The sequence below is a fragment of the Kitasatospora sp. MMS16-BH015 genome (assembly GCF_002943525.1).
GTDB lineage: Bacteria > Actinomycetota > Actinomycetes > Streptomycetales > Streptomycetaceae > Kitasatospora.
Genome location: NZ_CP025394.1, coordinates 4,408,048 through 4,423,473 on the forward strand (window position 1 = coordinate 4,408,048; position 15,426 = coordinate 4,423,473).

Annotated in this window: 12 protein-coding genes; 8 read left to right on the forward strand and 4 right to left on the reverse strand. The window is 70.1% G+C overall.

Annotated features, from left to right (window positions below; all coding sequences use genetic code 11):
* Positions 1-49: 49 nt before the first annotated feature.
* Genes yidC through rpmH form a run of 4 tightly spaced genes read right to left on the reverse strand, consistent with a single transcriptional unit; the run spans position 50 to position 2,109 of the window.
* Positions 50-1,201, reverse strand: coding sequence for a membrane protein insertase YidC (yidC, locus tag CFP65_RS19110; protein WP_104817269.1), 1,152 nt, complete (start codon positions 1,199-1,201; stop codon positions 50-52).
* A gap of 3 nt (positions 1,202-1,204) precedes the next feature.
* Positions 1,205-1,519: a membrane protein insertion efficiency factor YidD gene (gene yidD, locus CFP65_RS19115; protein WP_045303235.1), complete on the reverse strand. Its 315-nt coding sequence runs from the start codon at positions 1,517-1,519 to the stop codon at positions 1,205-1,207.
* The gene (gene rnpA / locus CFP65_RS19120) at positions 1,516-1,953 is read right to left on the reverse strand and encodes a ribonuclease P protein component (RefSeq protein WP_104817271.1); all 438 of its coding nucleotides are present in this window, start codon (positions 1,951-1,953) and stop codon (positions 1,516-1,518) included. Before rnpA ends, yidD begins: the two co-directional genes overlap by 4 nt.
* Positions 1,954-1,971: 18 nt before the next feature.
* Positions 1,972-2,109 (reverse strand): 50S ribosomal protein L34, encoded by a 138-nt coding sequence (gene rpmH / locus CFP65_RS19125; RefSeq protein ID WP_104817273.1) that lies wholly within the window; start codon positions 2,107-2,109, stop codon positions 1,972-1,974.
* A gap of 436 nt (positions 2,110-2,545) precedes the next feature.
* Here rpmH and dnaA point away from each other — a divergent pair, with 436 nt between their 5' ends.
* The 8 genes from dnaA to CFP65_RS19165 all read left to right on the forward strand — a co-directional run bounded on the left by dnaA (position 2,546) and on the right by CFP65_RS19165 (position 15,297).
* Entirely contained in the window at positions 2,546-4,675 is a 2,130-nt protein-coding gene (gene dnaA / locus CFP65_RS19130; protein WP_104817275.1) for a chromosomal replication initiator protein DnaA, read from the forward strand.
* Positions 4,676-5,616: 941 nt separating this feature from the next.
* Positions 5,617-6,747: a DNA polymerase III subunit beta gene (gene dnaN, locus CFP65_RS19135; RefSeq protein ID WP_104817277.1), complete on the forward strand. Its 1,131-nt coding sequence runs from the start codon at positions 5,617-5,619 to the stop codon at positions 6,745-6,747.
* A gap of 94 nt (positions 6,748-6,841) precedes the next feature.
* Positions 6,842-7,717, forward strand: coding sequence for a phosphogluconate dehydrogenase (NAD(+)-dependent, decarboxylating) (gnd, locus tag CFP65_RS19140; RefSeq protein WP_104817279.1), 876 nt, complete (start codon positions 6,842-6,844; stop codon positions 7,715-7,717).
* A gap of 38 nt (positions 7,718-7,755) precedes the next feature.
* On the forward strand, positions 7,756-8,883 hold the full coding sequence (gene recF / locus CFP65_RS19145; RefSeq protein ID WP_104817281.1) for a DNA replication/repair protein RecF: 1,128 nt from the start codon (positions 7,756-7,758) through the stop codon (positions 8,881-8,883).
* Positions 8,884-9,017: 134 nt separating this feature from the next.
* Positions 9,018-9,533 carry a DciA family protein gene (locus tag CFP65_RS19150; RefSeq protein WP_104820978.1) on the forward strand — a complete coding sequence of 172 codons (516 nt, stop codon included), beginning with the start codon at positions 9,018-9,020 and terminating at the stop codon, positions 9,531-9,533.
* Between the two features lie 201 nt (positions 9,534-9,734).
* Positions 9,735-11,807: a DNA topoisomerase (ATP-hydrolyzing) subunit B gene (gyrB, locus tag CFP65_RS19155; RefSeq protein ID WP_104817283.1), complete on the forward strand. Its 2,073-nt coding sequence runs from the start codon at positions 9,735-9,737 to the stop codon at positions 11,805-11,807.
* Between the two features lie 54 nt (positions 11,808-11,861).
* Positions 11,862-14,450, forward strand: coding sequence for a DNA gyrase subunit A (gene gyrA / locus CFP65_RS19160; RefSeq protein WP_104817285.1), 2,589 nt, complete (start codon positions 11,862-11,864; stop codon positions 14,448-14,450).
* A gap of 136 nt (positions 14,451-14,586) precedes the next feature.
* Positions 14,587-15,297, forward strand: coding sequence for a DUF3566 domain-containing protein (locus tag CFP65_RS19165; RefSeq protein WP_168219613.1), 711 nt, complete (start codon positions 14,587-14,589; stop codon positions 15,295-15,297).
* Positions 15,298-15,426 lie beyond the last annotated feature (129 nt).

Genomic DNA, 15,426 nt, shown 5'->3' on the forward strand with positions numbered 1-15,426 from the left:
GGGGCCGAGAACGTGGTTCGAGGGGCTGAGCGGGCGTCGCAGGGGGAGACTACGGCTTCTTCTTGCGCCCCTGGGCGCCCTGCTGGCCACCGCGCTTCGGCTGCTGGCGCTGGCCCGGCTTGGCCGCCGCCTTGCCGCCCGCACCGGCGCCGCTGGGCTCGGCCGGCTTCTCCTCGACCGGTGCCTCCTCGGCCACCGCGTCCTGCGGCTCCTTGGTCAGGCTGGTCGCGTGGCCCGTGGACTGGCGCTGCGCCTTGGTCTGCTTGCGCGGCTGCTGCCGGCGCACCTGCACGGCCTCCTCGACGGCCGCCCCGGCGTCAGCCGTACCACCGGCGGCGGAGGACTTGCCGGACAGCATCGCCATCAGGCCGACCTTCTTGATCGAACCGTCCGGGTTGATCCGGCCCTGCTTCTTCAGCCGCTCCTGGCGCTCGGCGAAGGCCTGGCTGCCGGGCGTCGGGTTGTTGCGGATGACGATCAGCTGCTGGCCCATCGACCAGACGTTGGTGGTGAGCCAGTAGACCAGCACACCGACCGGGAAGTTGATGCCCATCACGGCGAACATGATCGGGAAGACGTACATCAGCATCTTCTGCTGCTGCATGAACGGCGTCTTGACCGTGAGGTCCATGTTCTTGGTCATCAGCTGGCGCTGCGTGATGAACTGCGACAGCGACATCATGACGATCATGACGGCGGTGACGATCTTCACGTTCAGCTCGGTGCTGTGCACGAAGGTCGCGGAGAGCGGGGCACCGAAGATGTGCGCCTGGCCGGCGCTCGCCAGCAGGTCGCCCTTGATGACACCGATCGGCTCGTGGTGCGCGACCTTGCTCAGCACGCCGTACAGGGCCGTGAAGAACGGCATCTGCACCAGGATGGGAAGGCACGAGGAGAACGGGTTGGTACCCGCCTCCTTGTACAGCTTCATCATCTCTTCGGACTGGCGCTGCTTGTCGTTCTTGTAGCGCTCCTGGATGGCCTTCATCTTGGGCTGGATGGCCTGCATCGCCCGAGTCGCCTTGATCTGCTTCACGAAGAGCGGGATCAGGCAGATCCGGATCACGACCACCATCGAGGCGATCGCCAGGCCCCAGGCCCAACCACCGTTCGGATCGAAGACGTGGCTGTACAGCGAGTGGAACTGGACGATGATCCAGGACACCGCGGTGTACAGGGGGTTGAGGAAGGACCAGGTCACCGGTCAGACTCCTTGGACATCGGGCTTGGCCACCGGCTCAGGCCCGGCGGTCCCGCTCTTCGGGCTCAGCAGATCGCGCAGCCGACGGTGCCAGACCGGGTGCTTGCGCGGCGGAACGTGATCGACCCCGCCGGGCGACCACGGGTTGCAGCGCAGGATGCGCCACGCGGTCAGGCCACTGCCCTTGACCGCGCCGTGCACCCGCACCGCTTCGTACCCGTAATGCGAGCACGAGGGGTAGTACCGGCAGACCGGACCGAGCAACGGACTGATCGTCCACTGGTAGAGCCTGATCAGCCCCATCAGCAGGTACTTCATCGCCCTGCTCCCGTCGGCGCACTGCCGGAAGTGCCCGAAGGCTCGACCCGCAGCAGGCGCCGCAGCGCCGCCGTCAGGTCGTGCTCGAGTTCTGCGTGCGTGGCCGACCCGGCCGGGGGCAGCGCGCGCACCACTATCAGGCTACCTGCGGGCAGGCGCGCCAGATGGTCCCGGACGAGGTGGCGCAGCCGACGCTTCACGCGGTTGCGGACCACGGCGGGCCCGACGGCCTTGCTCACGACGAAACCCGCACGCGCCGAAGGAAGCCCCTCGGCGACGTGCGGGCTGGTGTCGCTGTTCCGGTCGGTCGGCCCCTCGGTCTCCTCAGCTCTGCTGAGGTGGACGACCAAGAGGGGTCGACCGGCCCGGCGACCGCGTTTCACCGCGGTCGCGAAGTCCTGGCGCCGCCGCAGCCGATGCTCGGAGGGCAGCACGACAGACCCTGGCGCGGATCAGGCGGAGATGGCGGCGCGGCCCTTGCCACGGCGAGACGCCAGGATGGCGCGGCCGGCGCGGGTACGCATCCGCAGCCGGAAGCCGTGGGTCTTCGCGCGACGACGGTTGTTCGGCTGGAAGGTGCGCTTGCTCACTCGGGGGCTCCTGGGGTGAATCGAAGGATGACGGGACATCGCTTGGCCGTCACCGTGCGTCCGCGTGATCCCCTGCCCTCCGGTCTCCCGGAGGGTGGCGGTACGGCCCCGACTTCCCAGGTCGGCTGGGTTTCGGAGCATTCCACGGCGCCCGTGCTGCTCGCCTCTGGAAGCGGGAGGACCCGCGGACATGCGGCAGCGGCCATCGACAACTCGACCTGGTTACGGTACGCGGGACGGGGCCGGGGGGTCAAACCGGGTGCCGCCACGGGCCCCTCGCCCACAGCCTGTGGACAACAACTTGAATCAGCTCTGTCCGCTGACTACCGTTGCAGGACTTGTCTGGTTTGTTCTGCTCGGCCGGGCCCCACCCAAGAGTCCTTTGACACCGAGTCCTTTGACACCCCCCTGCCGGGGAACGAGAAAGCGTGCACCAGTGGCTGATGTCAACAGCGATCTCGTCGTGGTCTGGGCGAGGGTCGTCGAGCGGCTGGTCAACGACACCGGTGTCGGGGACAAGGACAAGGCGTGGGTGCGGCGCACCCAGCCGATGTGGATGATGCACGACACCGCCCTGCTCGCGGCGCCCAACGAGTTCGCCAAGCAGGTGCTCGAGGGTCGGCTGATGCCGCAGCTGAGCGAGGCGCTGAGCCGCGAATTCGGCCGCCCGGTGCGGATCGCCGTCATGGTGGACGCCAACGCCGTCCCGCCCACCCCCGCCGCCGCCCCGCAGCCCGAGCCGCCGGCCGCCGAGCCCGAGCGGGAGCGGGAGCGCGAGGAGTGGCAGCAGCCCTACCGCGAGGAGCCCGTCTACGGCGGCGCCCGCGAGCGGGACCGGGAGCGCGGCCGCGAGGCCGGCCGCTGGCCCGGCAGCGCCGGCGAGGACTACCCCGAGCGCGACTACGGCCGCTCCTACGAGCGCCCCGCCGAGCCCGAGTACGGCCGCGGCCGCTACGACAGCTCCGGCTACGACCAGCGCCCCGACCCGTACGCGAGCAACGACCGCACCGGCGCCGACCCGTACGGCAGCGGCGAGCGCTCCGGCGGCGAGGCGTACGGCAGTGGTGAGCGCTCCGGCGGCGAGCCGGGCTACCCCGGTGAGCAGCAGGGCTACCCGGGCGGCGAGCGGCCGGACCCGTACCGCGGCGAGCAGCCGAGCTGGGCCGGGGCCGAGGGGCGCCCGGGCGGCGACTCCGGCGAGCGCTGGGGCCGGGGCGGCTACGGCGCGGCCGAGGGCGGCGGCGAGCGGGAGCGCGAGAGCAACGGCCAGGGCGACCTCTTCGGCGGGGCCTACAGCACCCCGGGCGGCGCCGGCGCCCGGTCCGGCCCCGGCGGGCGGCGGGCCGCCCCGGCACGGCCCCCGGCGGCGGGCGCGTCCGGCGGCTCCGGTGCCCCCGGTGGGGCGAGCGGCCCGGCCGGCGGCGCGCTGGAGCGGCCCGCCGCTCCCCCGGGGCTGCCCGAGCGCACCCCGAGCCCGGGCGTGCCCGCTCCCCCCGGTGCTCCCCCGGCCGGCGGCTCCCGCAAGGACGAGCCCGCGGCCCGGCTCAACCCGAAGTACCTCTTCGACACCTTCGTGATCGGCGCCTCCAACCGCTTCGCGCACGCGGCGGCCGTCGCCGTCGCCGAGGCCCCGGCCAAGGCGTACAACCCGCTGTTCATCTACGGCGAGTCCGGCCTCGGCAAGACCCACCTGCTGCACGCGATCGGGCACTACTCGCGGAGCCTCTTCCCGGGCACCCGGGTGCGGTACGTGAGCTCGGAGGAGTTCACCAACGAGTTCATCAACTCGATCCGGGACGGCAAGGCGGACGCGTTCCGCAAGCGGTACCGGGACATGGACATCCTGCTGGTCGACGACGTGCAGTTCCTGGCGTCCAAGGAGTCGACCCAGGAGGAGTTCTTCCACACCTTCAACACGCTGCACAACGCCAACAAGCAGATCGTGCTCTCCTCGGACCGGCCGCCCAAGCTGCTGACCACGCTGGAGGACCGGCTCCGCAACCGCTTCGAGTGGGGGCTGATCACCGACGTCACCCCGCCGGAGCTGGAGACCCGGATCGCGATCCTGCGCAAGAAGGCGATCCAGGAGCAACTCAACGCTCCCGCCGACGTGTTGGAGTTCATCGCGTCCCGGATCACCCGGAACATCCGGGAGTTGGAGGGCGCGCTGATCCGGGTCACCGCCTTCGCCAACCTCAACCGGGCCCCGGTCGACCTGGAGCTGGCCGGCATCGTCCTCAAGGACCTGATCCCGGGCGGCGACGAGGACGCGGGGCCGGAGATCACGGCGCAGGTCATCATGCAGCAGACCGCCGCCTACTTCGGGCTCGGTGTGGACGACCTATGCGGATCCTCGCGCAGCCGGGTGCTGGTGACGGCCCGCCAGATCGCCATGTACCTCTGCCGCGAGCTCACCGACCTCTCGCTGCCGAAGATCGGTGCCCAGTTCGGCGGGCGCGACCACACCACGGTCATGCACGCCGACCGGAAGATCCGCTCGCTGATGGCCGAGCGGCGCTCGATCTACAACCAGGTCACCGAGCTCACCAACCGCATCAAGAGCTAGCCGGCCCGGCAAGGGCCTTGAGAGGGAGTCAGGACGCCGTCCTGGCTCCCTCTCGGCGTATCCGGGGGCACCGGTTCGGCGTATCCCTGGCGGCGGGAGGTGTAGCCCTCGGAGGGGCTGGGCAGGATTCGTCTCGTCAGCTCCGGGCGCAGGGCGAACACCTGAGCAGCAATTCGAACAGGTCGGGCCGGAACGGCCTTCGTCCACAGGAACGGGTGGTTTCTCCCCGTCCACAGGCCGCCGGGCTCGGAGTTATCCAGAATTCCTCCACAGGGCGAGCGCCGCTACGCTCGTCCGCGCAGGTCAGACCCCTGTGGACTTGTGCACAACGGTTATCCACAGGATGTGGACAGCTGGTACTCCGTCAGGGTGTCCACCAGGTTGTCCACCGGCTGTCCCCAGGGAAAGCCGGGTTATCCCCAGCTTCTCCACAGCACAGTCCACAGTTCGACAACATTGGGGAAGAGTTCACCGACCGGTGTGAAAGGCGTCACGCGACGTTGACCGGGGCCCGTGGATAACCGGTCCATGATCTGGGGACGGACCTGGGGATAACCTGTGGATACTCTGAGTGCCCTGTGGGTAACCCTGCGCTGTCCACAGCAGGGCCTGGTTGTCCACATCGGCCCTCCACAGTCCCTGTGGATGAAAAACCGGGCCTGACCTGCGAAAACGGGGTTATCCACGGTTTCCACAGGCCCTACTACTACCACTACACCTATAGAGCGATGGACTCGGAAAATGGTGGGTGGGCCCGAAATCTGTGGACAACCGCTCTCCGACAACTGTTCGGCTTCCTGCCGCCCGTCTACCCCGCCTGTCGGTGAAGTACGTCAGACTGTCCTAGGCAACCTGGAGCCGAGCGGGCCGAGCCCCGAGCACGGCAGCCAGGTGGACGATCCAAGAGCGAAGCGACAGCAGGACCCAGGAGGCGGTTACCGGTGAAGTTCCGGGTGGAGCGTGACGTCCTCGCGGAGGCGGTGGCCTGGGCTGCCCGCAGCCTCCCGGCGAGGCCGCCGGTGCCGGTGCTGGCCGGCCTGCTGCTGACGGCGCAGGAGGGCAGCCTGGCGCTGTCCGGGTTCGACTACGAGGTCTCGGCCCGGGTCGAGCTGGAGGCGGACGTGGAGGAGGCCGGCACCGTCCTGGTCTCCGGCCGCCTGCTCAACGACATCTCGCGGAACCTTCCCAACCGGCCGGTGGAGATCTCCACCGACGGCATGCGGGTGAGCGTGGTCTGCGGCAGCTCGCGATTCACACTCCCCACCCTGCCTGTGGACGAGTACCCGGCCCTGCCGCAGATGCCCACCGCCACCGGCACCGTCTCCGGTGACGTGTTCGCCGCCGCCGTGAGCCAGGCAGCCGTGGCCGCCGGCCGCGACGACACCCTCCCGGTGCTGACCGGTGTCCGGGTGGAGATCGAGGGCGACAAGATCACGCTGGCGGCCACCGACCGGTACCGCTTCGCCGTCCGCGAGCTGCTCTGGAAGCCCGAGCAGTCGGACATCTCCGCCGTCGCCCTGGTGCCCGCCAAGACCCTGCAGGACATCGCCAAGTCCCTCGGCAGCGGCGACAACGTCTCGATCGCGCTCGCCTCGGGCGGCGCGGGCGAGGGCCTGATCGGCTTCGAGGGCGCCGGCCGCCGGACCACCACCCGCCTGCTGGAGGGTGACTTCCCGAAGTTCCGGAACCTCTTCCCGACCGACTTCTCGGCCACCGCCGCGATCCAGACCCAGCCCTTCCTGGAGGCGCTCAAGCGCGTCTCGCTGGTCGCCGAGCGGAACACCCCCGTCCGGCTCAGCTTCGAGCAGGGCGTGCTGACCCTGGAGGCCGGCTCGGGCGACGACGCACAGGCTGTGGAGCGCATCGAGGCCGACCTGGAAGGTGACGACATCTCGATCGCCTTCAACCCGGGTTACCTCGAGGAGGGCCTCAAGGCGATCGACGCCCCGTACGCCCAGCTCGCCTTCACCACCTCGACGAAGCCCGCCCTGCTCAGCGGGAAGGCCGCGATCGACGCCGAGGCGGACGCCGCGTACCAGTACCTGATCATGCCGGTGCGCCTCTCCGGCTGACTCCGGCGGGCTGGCGCCGTTGTCCCCACGCCTTAGGCTCGGAGGGCGGCAACGGCGCCGCGGTCAGGCACGTCACCACAGTGAAGGACTTGTCATGGAGCTCGGCCTCATCGGTCTCGGCAAGATGGGCGGCAACATGCGCGAGCGCATCCGCCGCGCCGGCCACACCGTCATCGGTTACGACCGCAACCCGGATCTCGCCGACGTCGACAGCCTGGAGCAGCTGGTCGCCAAGCTGGAGGCCCCCCGGGTCGTCTGGGTCATGGTGCCCGCCGGCGGCCCCACCCAGGACACCGTCGACCAGCTGGCCGAGCTGCTCTCCCCCGGCGACGTGGTGGTGGACGGCGGCAACTCGCGCTGGACGGACGACGTCAAGCACGCCGAGGCGCTGGCCGCCAAGGGCATCGGCTTCGTCGACTGCGGCGTCTCGGGCGGTGTCTGGGGCCTGGAGAACGGCTACGCCCTGATGTACGGCGGCGAGGCCGCCGACGTGGCGAAGGTGCAGCCGGTCTTCGACGCCCTCAAGCCCGAGGGCGACTTCGGCAGCGTGCACGCGGGCAAGGTCGGCGCGGGCCACTTCGCCAAGATGGTCCACAACGGCATCGAGTACGCGATGATGCAGGCCTTCGCCGAGGGCTGGGAGCTGCTGGAGGCCGCTCCCGAGGTCACCGACGTGCGCGAGGTCTTCCGCAGCTGGCAGGAGGGCACGGTCATCCGCTCCTGGCTGCTCGACCTGGCCGTCCGCGCGCTGGACGACGACGAGCACCTGGCCAAGCTCAAGGGCTGGGCCGCCGACTCGGGCGAGGGCCGCTGGACGGTCGAGGCCGCGATCGACCACGCGGTGCCGCTGCCGGCCATCACCGCCTCGCTGTTCGCGCGGTTCGCCTCGCGTCAGGAGGACTCCCCGCAGATGAAGATGATCGCCGCGCTGCGCAACCAGTTCGGCGGCCACGCGGTCGAGTCGAAGTAGTCGTTCCACCGGAGCAGAAGGCGGCGTAGTCCACAGCCATGCACGTAGCGCATCTGTCGCTCGCCGATTTCCGTTCCTACGCCCGGGCCGAGGTACCGCTCGGCCCGGGCGTGACGGCTTTCGTGGGGCCGAACGGCCAGGGCAAGACCAATCTGGTCGAGGCGATCGGGTACGTCGCCACCCTGGGCAGCCACCGGGTGGCCAACGACGCCCCGCTGGTGCGGCTCGGCGCGGAGCGCGCCGTGGTGCGGACCTCGGTCGTCCGCGACGCCCGGACCACCCTGGTCGAGCTGGAGATCACCCCGGGCAAGGCCAACCGGGCCCGGATCAACCGCTCGGACAACGTGCGGCCCCGGGACGTGCTCGGGCTGCTGCGCACGGTGCTGTTCGCCCCGGAGGACCTGGCCCTGGTGAAGGGCGATCCGGGTGAGCGGCGGCGCTTCCTGGACGAGCTGCTGGTGGCCAGGGCGCCCCGGCTGGCGGGGGTGCGCTCGGACTACGAGCGGGTGCTCAAGCAGCGCAACGCCCTGCTGAAGACGGCCGCGGCGGCCCGCCGCAGTGGCGGTGGCCGCGCCTCGGACCTGGCCACCCTGGAGGTGTGGGACGGTCATCTGGCCCGCACCGGCGCGGAGTTGACGGCCTTCCGGCTCCAGCTGGTGGCCGCGCTGCAGCCACTGGTGGCCGCGGCTTATGCACAGCTTGCCCCCGGGGCTGGGGAAACCTTGCTGGAGTACCGCAGCTCCTTCGAGGGCGAGCGTCCGGCCAGCCGGGAGGAGGCCGAGCAGCAGCTGCTCGCGGCCCTCGCCGAGGTGCGCGGCCAGGAGCTGGCCCGAGGCCTGACGCTGGTCGGCCCGCACCGGGACGAGCTCGGCCTGCGGCTGGGCGAGCTGCCGGCCAAGGGGTACGCGAGCCACGGGGAGTCCTGGTCGTACGCGCTGGCGCTGCGGCTGGCCTCGTATGAGCTGCTGCGCTCGGACGGCGGTGAGCCGGTGCTGATCCTGGACGACGTCTTCGCCGAGCTGGACGCCCGGCGGCGGGAGCAGCTGGCCGAGCTGGTGGCCCCGGCGGAGCAGGTGCTGGTCACCGCCGCGGTGGCGGAGGACGTGCCGAAGGCGTTGAGCGGGGCGCGGTATGCCGTGGCCGGCGGCGAGGTGACCCAACTCTAGTCAGTTGCACCACCCAGGGGCGCGGGGAACGGCGCGATCGGCCCTCTACGGAGGTGCATGGTCGGCAGCGCAGTTCCCCGCGCCCCAGAAAAAACTCGGCGTACGCTGGTCTGTCCACAGCCTGGGGAAAGGAGATCGCGGTGAGCGATCCGGAGCTGTCGGGCGTGGATCTGGCCCGGGTGGCGTTGCGGGCGGCCAAGGAGGCCGCCCGGCAGCGGGGCGAGCAGGTGCGGGAGAAGCGGGAAGCGAAGAAGCACGGGCTGCGGAGCGGGGCGCGGGCGGACGGGCGGGATCCGGTGCCGCTGGGGGCGGCGCTGAACCGGTTGATCACCGAGCGGGGCTGGGAGGCGCCGGCGGCGGTGGGCGGGGTGATGGGCCGTTGGGCGCAGATCGTCGGGCCGGACATCGCGGCGCACTGTGAGCCGAAGAGCTTCGACGAGGCGGCGGCGGTGTTGACGGTGCAGTGCGACTCCACCGCGTGGGCTACTCAACTCCGGCTGTTGGCACGCCAGTTGGTGGCCCGTCTGAATCACGAGCTGGGCCACGGCACGGTCAAGGTGATCAAGGTGCAGGGGCCGGACGCCCCGGCCCGGGGGTACGGCCGGCTGCGGGCGCCGGGGAGCAAGGGGCCGGGCGACACCTGGGGGTGACCGCTCCCGCGCGGAACGCCACCCTCCGGAATCGCTGACGGCCCTTGTGCGGCCTCTCAGCCCCCCTGGCGAGTATCGGGACATGTGCGACGGGGATTCAGGGCGGCACATCTGCCCTCAGGGGCTGCCAAACGCCCATCTATGTCAGTCCTACCGGTAGACTAGAAGCCAAACACCGTTGCTCGCAGCAACCGAGTCGAAATGCCGTGGTCGCAGGCCCGCCCGAACCGGGGTGGGGGTTGCGGCCGCGCGCTGTGCCAGAGAGGGCGCTTCGTGGCCGATTCCGGCAACCCCAGCCAGAACCCAGACCCCACCGACCAGGCGACCGCCGCGTCGTACGACGCCAGCAACATCCAGGTGCTGGAGGGCCTCGACGCCGTCCGCAAGCGTCCCGGCATGTACATCGGCTCGACCGGCGAGCGGGGCCTGCACCACCTGGTGCAGGAGATCGTGGACAACTCCGTCGACGAGGCGATGGCCGGGCACGCCGACCGCATCGACGTGACCCTGCTGGCCGACGGCGGCGTCCGGGTCGTGGACAACGGCCGCGGGATCCCGGTCGGCATCATGCCGGCCTACAACAAGCCCGCCGTCGAGGTCGTGCTGACCATCCTGCACGCGGGCGGCAAGTTCGGCGGCGGCGGCTACGCCGTCTCCGGCGGTCTGCACGGTGTCGGCATCTCGGTGGTGAACGCGCTCTCCACCCGGCTCGCGGTCGAGATCCACACCGAGGGCTCGCGCTGGACGCAGGAGTACAAGGTCGGTGCGCCGGTCGCCCCGCTGGAGCAGCACGAGGCCACCGAGCGGACGGGCACCGTCGTCACCTTCTGGGCCGACCCGGACATCTTCGAGACCACCGTCTACTCCTTCGAGACGCTCTCCCGGCGCTTCCAGGAGATGGCCTTCCTCAACAAGGGCCTCACCATCGCGCTCACCGACGAGCGCCCGGAGCACGTGGACGAGGAGGGCAAGCCGCTCTCGGTCACGTACAAGTACGACGGCGGCATCGCCGACTTCGTCGCGCACCTGAACTCGCGCAAGGGCGAGGTCATCCACCCCTCGGTGATCGACTTCGAGGCGGAGGACAAGGAGAAGCGGATCTCCGTCGAGATCGCGCTCCAGTGGAACAGCTCCTACACCGAGAGCGTCTACTCCTTCGCCAACACCATCCACACCCACGGCGGCGGCACCCACGAGGAGGGCTTCCGTGCGGCGCTGACCGGCCTGGTCAACCGCTACGCGCGGGACAAGAAGCTGCTCCGCGAGAAGGATGACAACCTCTCCGGCGAGGACATCCGCGAGGGTCTGACCGCGATCATCTCGATCAAGCTCGGCGAGCCGCAGTTCGAGGGCCAGACCAAGGACAAGCTCGGCAACACCGAGGCGAAGACCTTCGTGCAGAAGGTCGTCCACGAGCAGCTCAACGACTGGCTGGACCGCAACCCGAACGAGGCGGCGGACATCATCCGTAAGTCGATCCAGGCGGCCACCGCCCGGGTCGCCGCCCGCAAGGCGCGCGACCTGACCCGGCGCAAGGGCCTGCTGGAGTCGGCCTCGCTGCCGGGCAAGCTGAGCGACTGCCAGTCCAAGGACCCGTCCGAGTGCGAGATCTTCATCGTCGAGGGTGACTCGGCCGGCGGCTCGGCCAAGCAGGGCCGCGACCCGCGCATCCAGGCCATCCTGCCGATCCGCGGCAAGATCCTGAACGTGGAGAAGGCCCGGATCGACAAGGTGCTGCAGAACACCGAGGTCCAGGCGCTGATCTCGGCCTTCGGCTGCGGCATCCAGGAGGACTACGACGAGTCCAAGCTCCGCTATCACAAGATCGTCCTGATGGCGGACGCCGACGTCGACGGGCAGCACATCCGCACCCTGCTGCTCACCCTGCTGTTCCGCTTCATGCGCCCGCTGGTCGAGTCCGGCTACGTGTACCTCGCGATGCCGCCGCTCTACAAGATCAAGTGGGGCAAGGACGACTTCGAGTACGTCTACTCCGACCGCGAGCGCGACAGCGTGATCGCCGCGGGCGTGGCGGCCGGCCGCCGGCTACCCAAGGACGACGCGATCCAGCGCTTCAAGGGTCTGGGCGAGATGAACGCCGAGGAGCTGCGGATCACCACCATGGACCAGCAGCACCGCCTGCTCCAGCAGATCACCCTGGAGGACGCGGCCCGTGCCGACGACCTGTTCTCCGTCCTGATGGGCGAGGACGTCGAGGCCCGGCGCTCCTTCATCCAGCGCAACGCCAAGGACGTCCGGTTCCTGGACGTGTGACGCGCGATCCGTCCGCACACACCTCCAGTCCGCATGAAAGGAAACTGACCACCAGTGGTCGACGAGAACCGTCCTGACGGCGAGCAGCCGGACGACAGCAGCCTCGACACGTTCGTCTCCCGGGTCGAGCCGATCGAGCTCGAGACCGAGATGCAGCGCTCCTACCTCGACTACGCGATGAGCGTGATCGTGAGCCGTGCGCTGCCCGAGGTCCGCGACGGCCTCAAGCCGGTGCACCGCCGGGTGCTGTACGCGATGTACGACGGCGGGTACCGGCCCGAGAAGGGCTACTACAAGTGCGCCCGCGTGGTCGGCGACGTGATGGGCAACTACCACCCGCACGGCGACACCTCGATCTACGACACCGTGGTGCGCCTGGCCCAGCCCTGGTCGCTGCGGATGCCGCTGGTGGACGGCAACGGCAACTTCGGCTCGCCGGGCAACGACCCGGCGGCGGCGATGCGCTACACCGAGTGCAAGCTGATGCCGCTGGCCATGGAGATGATGCGCGACATCGACGAGGAGACCGTCGACTTCGCCGCCAACTACGACGGCCGCTCGCAGGAGCCGACCGTCCTGCCGGCCCGCATCCCCAACCTGCTGGTCAACGGCGCCACCGGCATCGCGGTCGGCATGGCCACCAACATCCCGCCGCACAACCTGCGCGAGGTGGCCTCCGGCGCCCTGTGGGCGCTGGAGCACCCGGAGGCCTCCAACGAGGAGCTGCTGGACGCCCTGATCGAGCGGATCAAGGGCCCGGACTTCCCGACCGGGGCGCTGATCGTCGGCCGCCGGGGCATCGAGGACGCGTACCGCACCGGCCGCGGCTCGATCACCATGCGCGCGGTGGTGGAGGTCGAGGAGATCCAGGGCCGCCAGTGCCTGGTGATCACCGAGCTGCCGTACCAGGTCAACCCGGACAACCTCGCGCTGAAGATCGCCGACCTGGTCAAGGACGGCAAGATCGCGGGCATCGCCGACGTGCGCGACGAGTCCTCCTCGCGCACCGGCCAGCGCCTGGTGGTCGTGCTCAAGCGCGACGCCGTGGCCAAGGTCGTGCTGAACAACCTGTACAAGCACACCGACCTGCAGACCAACTTCGGCGCCAACATGCTGGCCCTGGTCGACGGCGTGCCGCGCACCCTGTCGATCGACGCCTTCATCCGGCACTGGGTGAGCCACCAGGTCGAGGTCATCGTCCGCCGCACCACCTTCCGGCTGCGCAAGGCCGAGGAGCGGGCGCACATCCTGCGCGCGCTGCTCAAGGCGCTGGACCAGATCGACGCGGTGATCGCGCTGATCCGGGCCTCGGAGAGCGCGGACGCGGCCCGCACCGGCCTGATGGACCTGCTGCGGATCGACGAGATCCAGGCCAACGCGATCCTGGAGATGCAGCTGCGCCGCCTGGCGGCCCTGGAGAGCGCCCGCATCCTGAGCGAGCACGACGAGCTGCAGGCCAAGATCGACGAGTACAACGCGATCCTGGCCTCGCCCTCCCGCCAGCGCGAGATCATCTCCGAGGAGCTGACCGCGATCGTCGAGAAGTACGGCGACGAGCGGCGTTCGACCCTGATCCCCTCCGACGGCGACCTCTCGATCGAGGACCTCATCGCCGAGGAGGACATCGTGGTCACCATCACCCGTGGCGGCTACGTCAAGCGCACCCGCTCCGACCTGTACCGCTCGCAGAAGCGCGGCGGCAAGGGCGTGCGCGGCGCGCAGCTGAAGCAGGACGACATCGTCGACCACTTCTTCGTGACCACCACGCACAACTGGATCCTGTTCTTCACCAACAAGGGCCGGGTCTACCGCGCCAAGGGCTACGAGCTGCCCGACGCCGGGCGCGACGCCCGCGGCCAGCACGTGGCCAACCTGCTGGCCTTCCAGCCAGAGGAGCACATCACCCAGGTGATGGCGGTGCGCACCTACGAGGACAAGCCGTACCTGGTGCTGGCCACCCGGGCCGGCCTGGTGAAGAAGTCCGCGCTCAAGGACTACGACTCCCCGCGCTCCGGCGGCCTGATCGCGATCAACCTGCGGCAGGACGAGGAGGGCAAGGACGACGAGCTGATCGGCGCCGAGCTGGTCTCCGCCGAGGACGACCTGCTGCTGGTCTCCCGGAAGGCCCAGTCGATCCGCTTCACCGCCACCGACGAGGCGCTGCGCCCGATGAGCCGGGCCACCTCGGGCGTGAAGGGCATGTCCTTCCGCGAGGACGACGAGCTGCTCTCGATGAACGTGGTCCGTCCGGGCACCTATGTCTTCACGGCCACCGACGGCGGTTACGCCAAGCGGACCTCCGTGGACGAGTACCGTGTCCAGGGGCGGGGCGGTTTCGGTACCAAGGCGGCGAAGATCGTCGAGGGCCGGGGCTCGCTGGTGGGGGCGCTGGTGGTCGAGGAGACCGACGAGATCATGGCGATCACCCTCTCCGGTGGTGTGATCCGCACCAGGGTTTCGGGCGTTCGTGAAACCGGACGTGACACGATGGGCGTCCAACTGATCAACCTCGGAAAGAAGGACGCGGTGGTGGGCATGGCCCGCAACGCGGAGGCCGAGGACGAGGAGCTGGACGAGGTCGAGGGCGAGGGCACTGCCCCCGAGGCCTCGACCGGCGAGAGCGAGACCACGGCGGAGGCCTGATCCTCTGCCCAGGTGGCCGGTGCCTGCCCTTTCGGGCAGGCACCGGCCACCGACCGCGTCCGGGCACACGGCCCGGAGGGCGGAGCTTTGAGCCAGGGCGGAAGGCCGGCCTGGCAGGGACTGCGGGAGGACCAGCGTGAGTGGAGCCACGGGTGCTGCGGGAGGTGCCGGAGGCGGCCTGCCGGGCGCCGGACAGAGCGGGATGCCGTACGGCGGCGTGCCGCAGCCTCCGGCCGAGCACCCGGCCTCGTCCACCTCGCTGATGCCGCCGGTGGGCCAGGCCGGGCAGGGTGGCTACGGCGGCGCGCCGCAGCCACCCGCGCAGCCGCCGCAGGCCGGCTTCTCCCAGCCGACCACGTACACCAAGGGCCAGCCGACCCCGCCCCGGGGCACCCGGACCAGCCAGGGCACCTCCTCGGCCCCGCGCCGCCCCGCGGCGGCCCCCACGGCCGGCCAGGGCGGTGCGCTGAGCGGGCGGGTCCGCAAGGCCCGGCTGCGGATCACCAAGGCCGACCCGTGGTCGGTCATGAAGGTGAGCTTCCTGCTCTCGCTGGCCGTCGGCATCATCATGATCGTCGCGGCCGCGGTGCTCTGGATGACCCTGGACGGCCTCGGCGTCTTCGACTCGCTGAGCACCACGCTCAAGGAGGTCACCGGCTCGGACACCTCCGGCGGCCTCGACATCATGGACTACATCGGCTTCGGCAAGGTGATGCTCTTCACCACCCTGATCGCCGTGGTCGACGTCGTCCTGATGACCGCCCTGGCCACCCTCTCGGCGTTCATCTACAACACCGCCGCGGGCTTCACCGGCGGCATCGAGCTGACCCTCGCCGAGGAGGACTAGTCCCTCCGGAGGTCCGCCAGGTGCGCCCGACCTGACACAGCATCCGGTCGACCGCCGCAATACCGGAATCCCCGAGCCCCCAAGGCCGTTCACTGCCTTGGGGGCTCGCTGGCGTTCGGGTGACAGCGG

What these genes read in the sequence shown, in the direction of transcription:
- yidD (WP_045303235.1), bottom strand. Translation starts at nt 1,519, where the DNA reads ATGAAGTACCTGCTGATGGGGCTGATCAGGCTCTACCAGTGGACGATC.
- gnd (WP_104817279.1), top strand. Translation starts at nt 6,842, where the DNA reads ATGGAGCTCGGCCTCATCGGTCTCGGCAAGATGGGCGGCAACATGCGC.
- recF (WP_104817281.1), top strand. Translation starts at nt 7,756, where the DNA reads ATGCACGTAGCGCATCTGTCGCTCGCCGATTTCCGTTCCTACGCCCGG.
- gyrB (WP_104817283.1), top strand. Translation starts at nt 9,735, where the DNA reads ATGCCGTGGTCGCAGGCCCGCCCGAACCGGGGTGGGGGTTGCGGCCGC.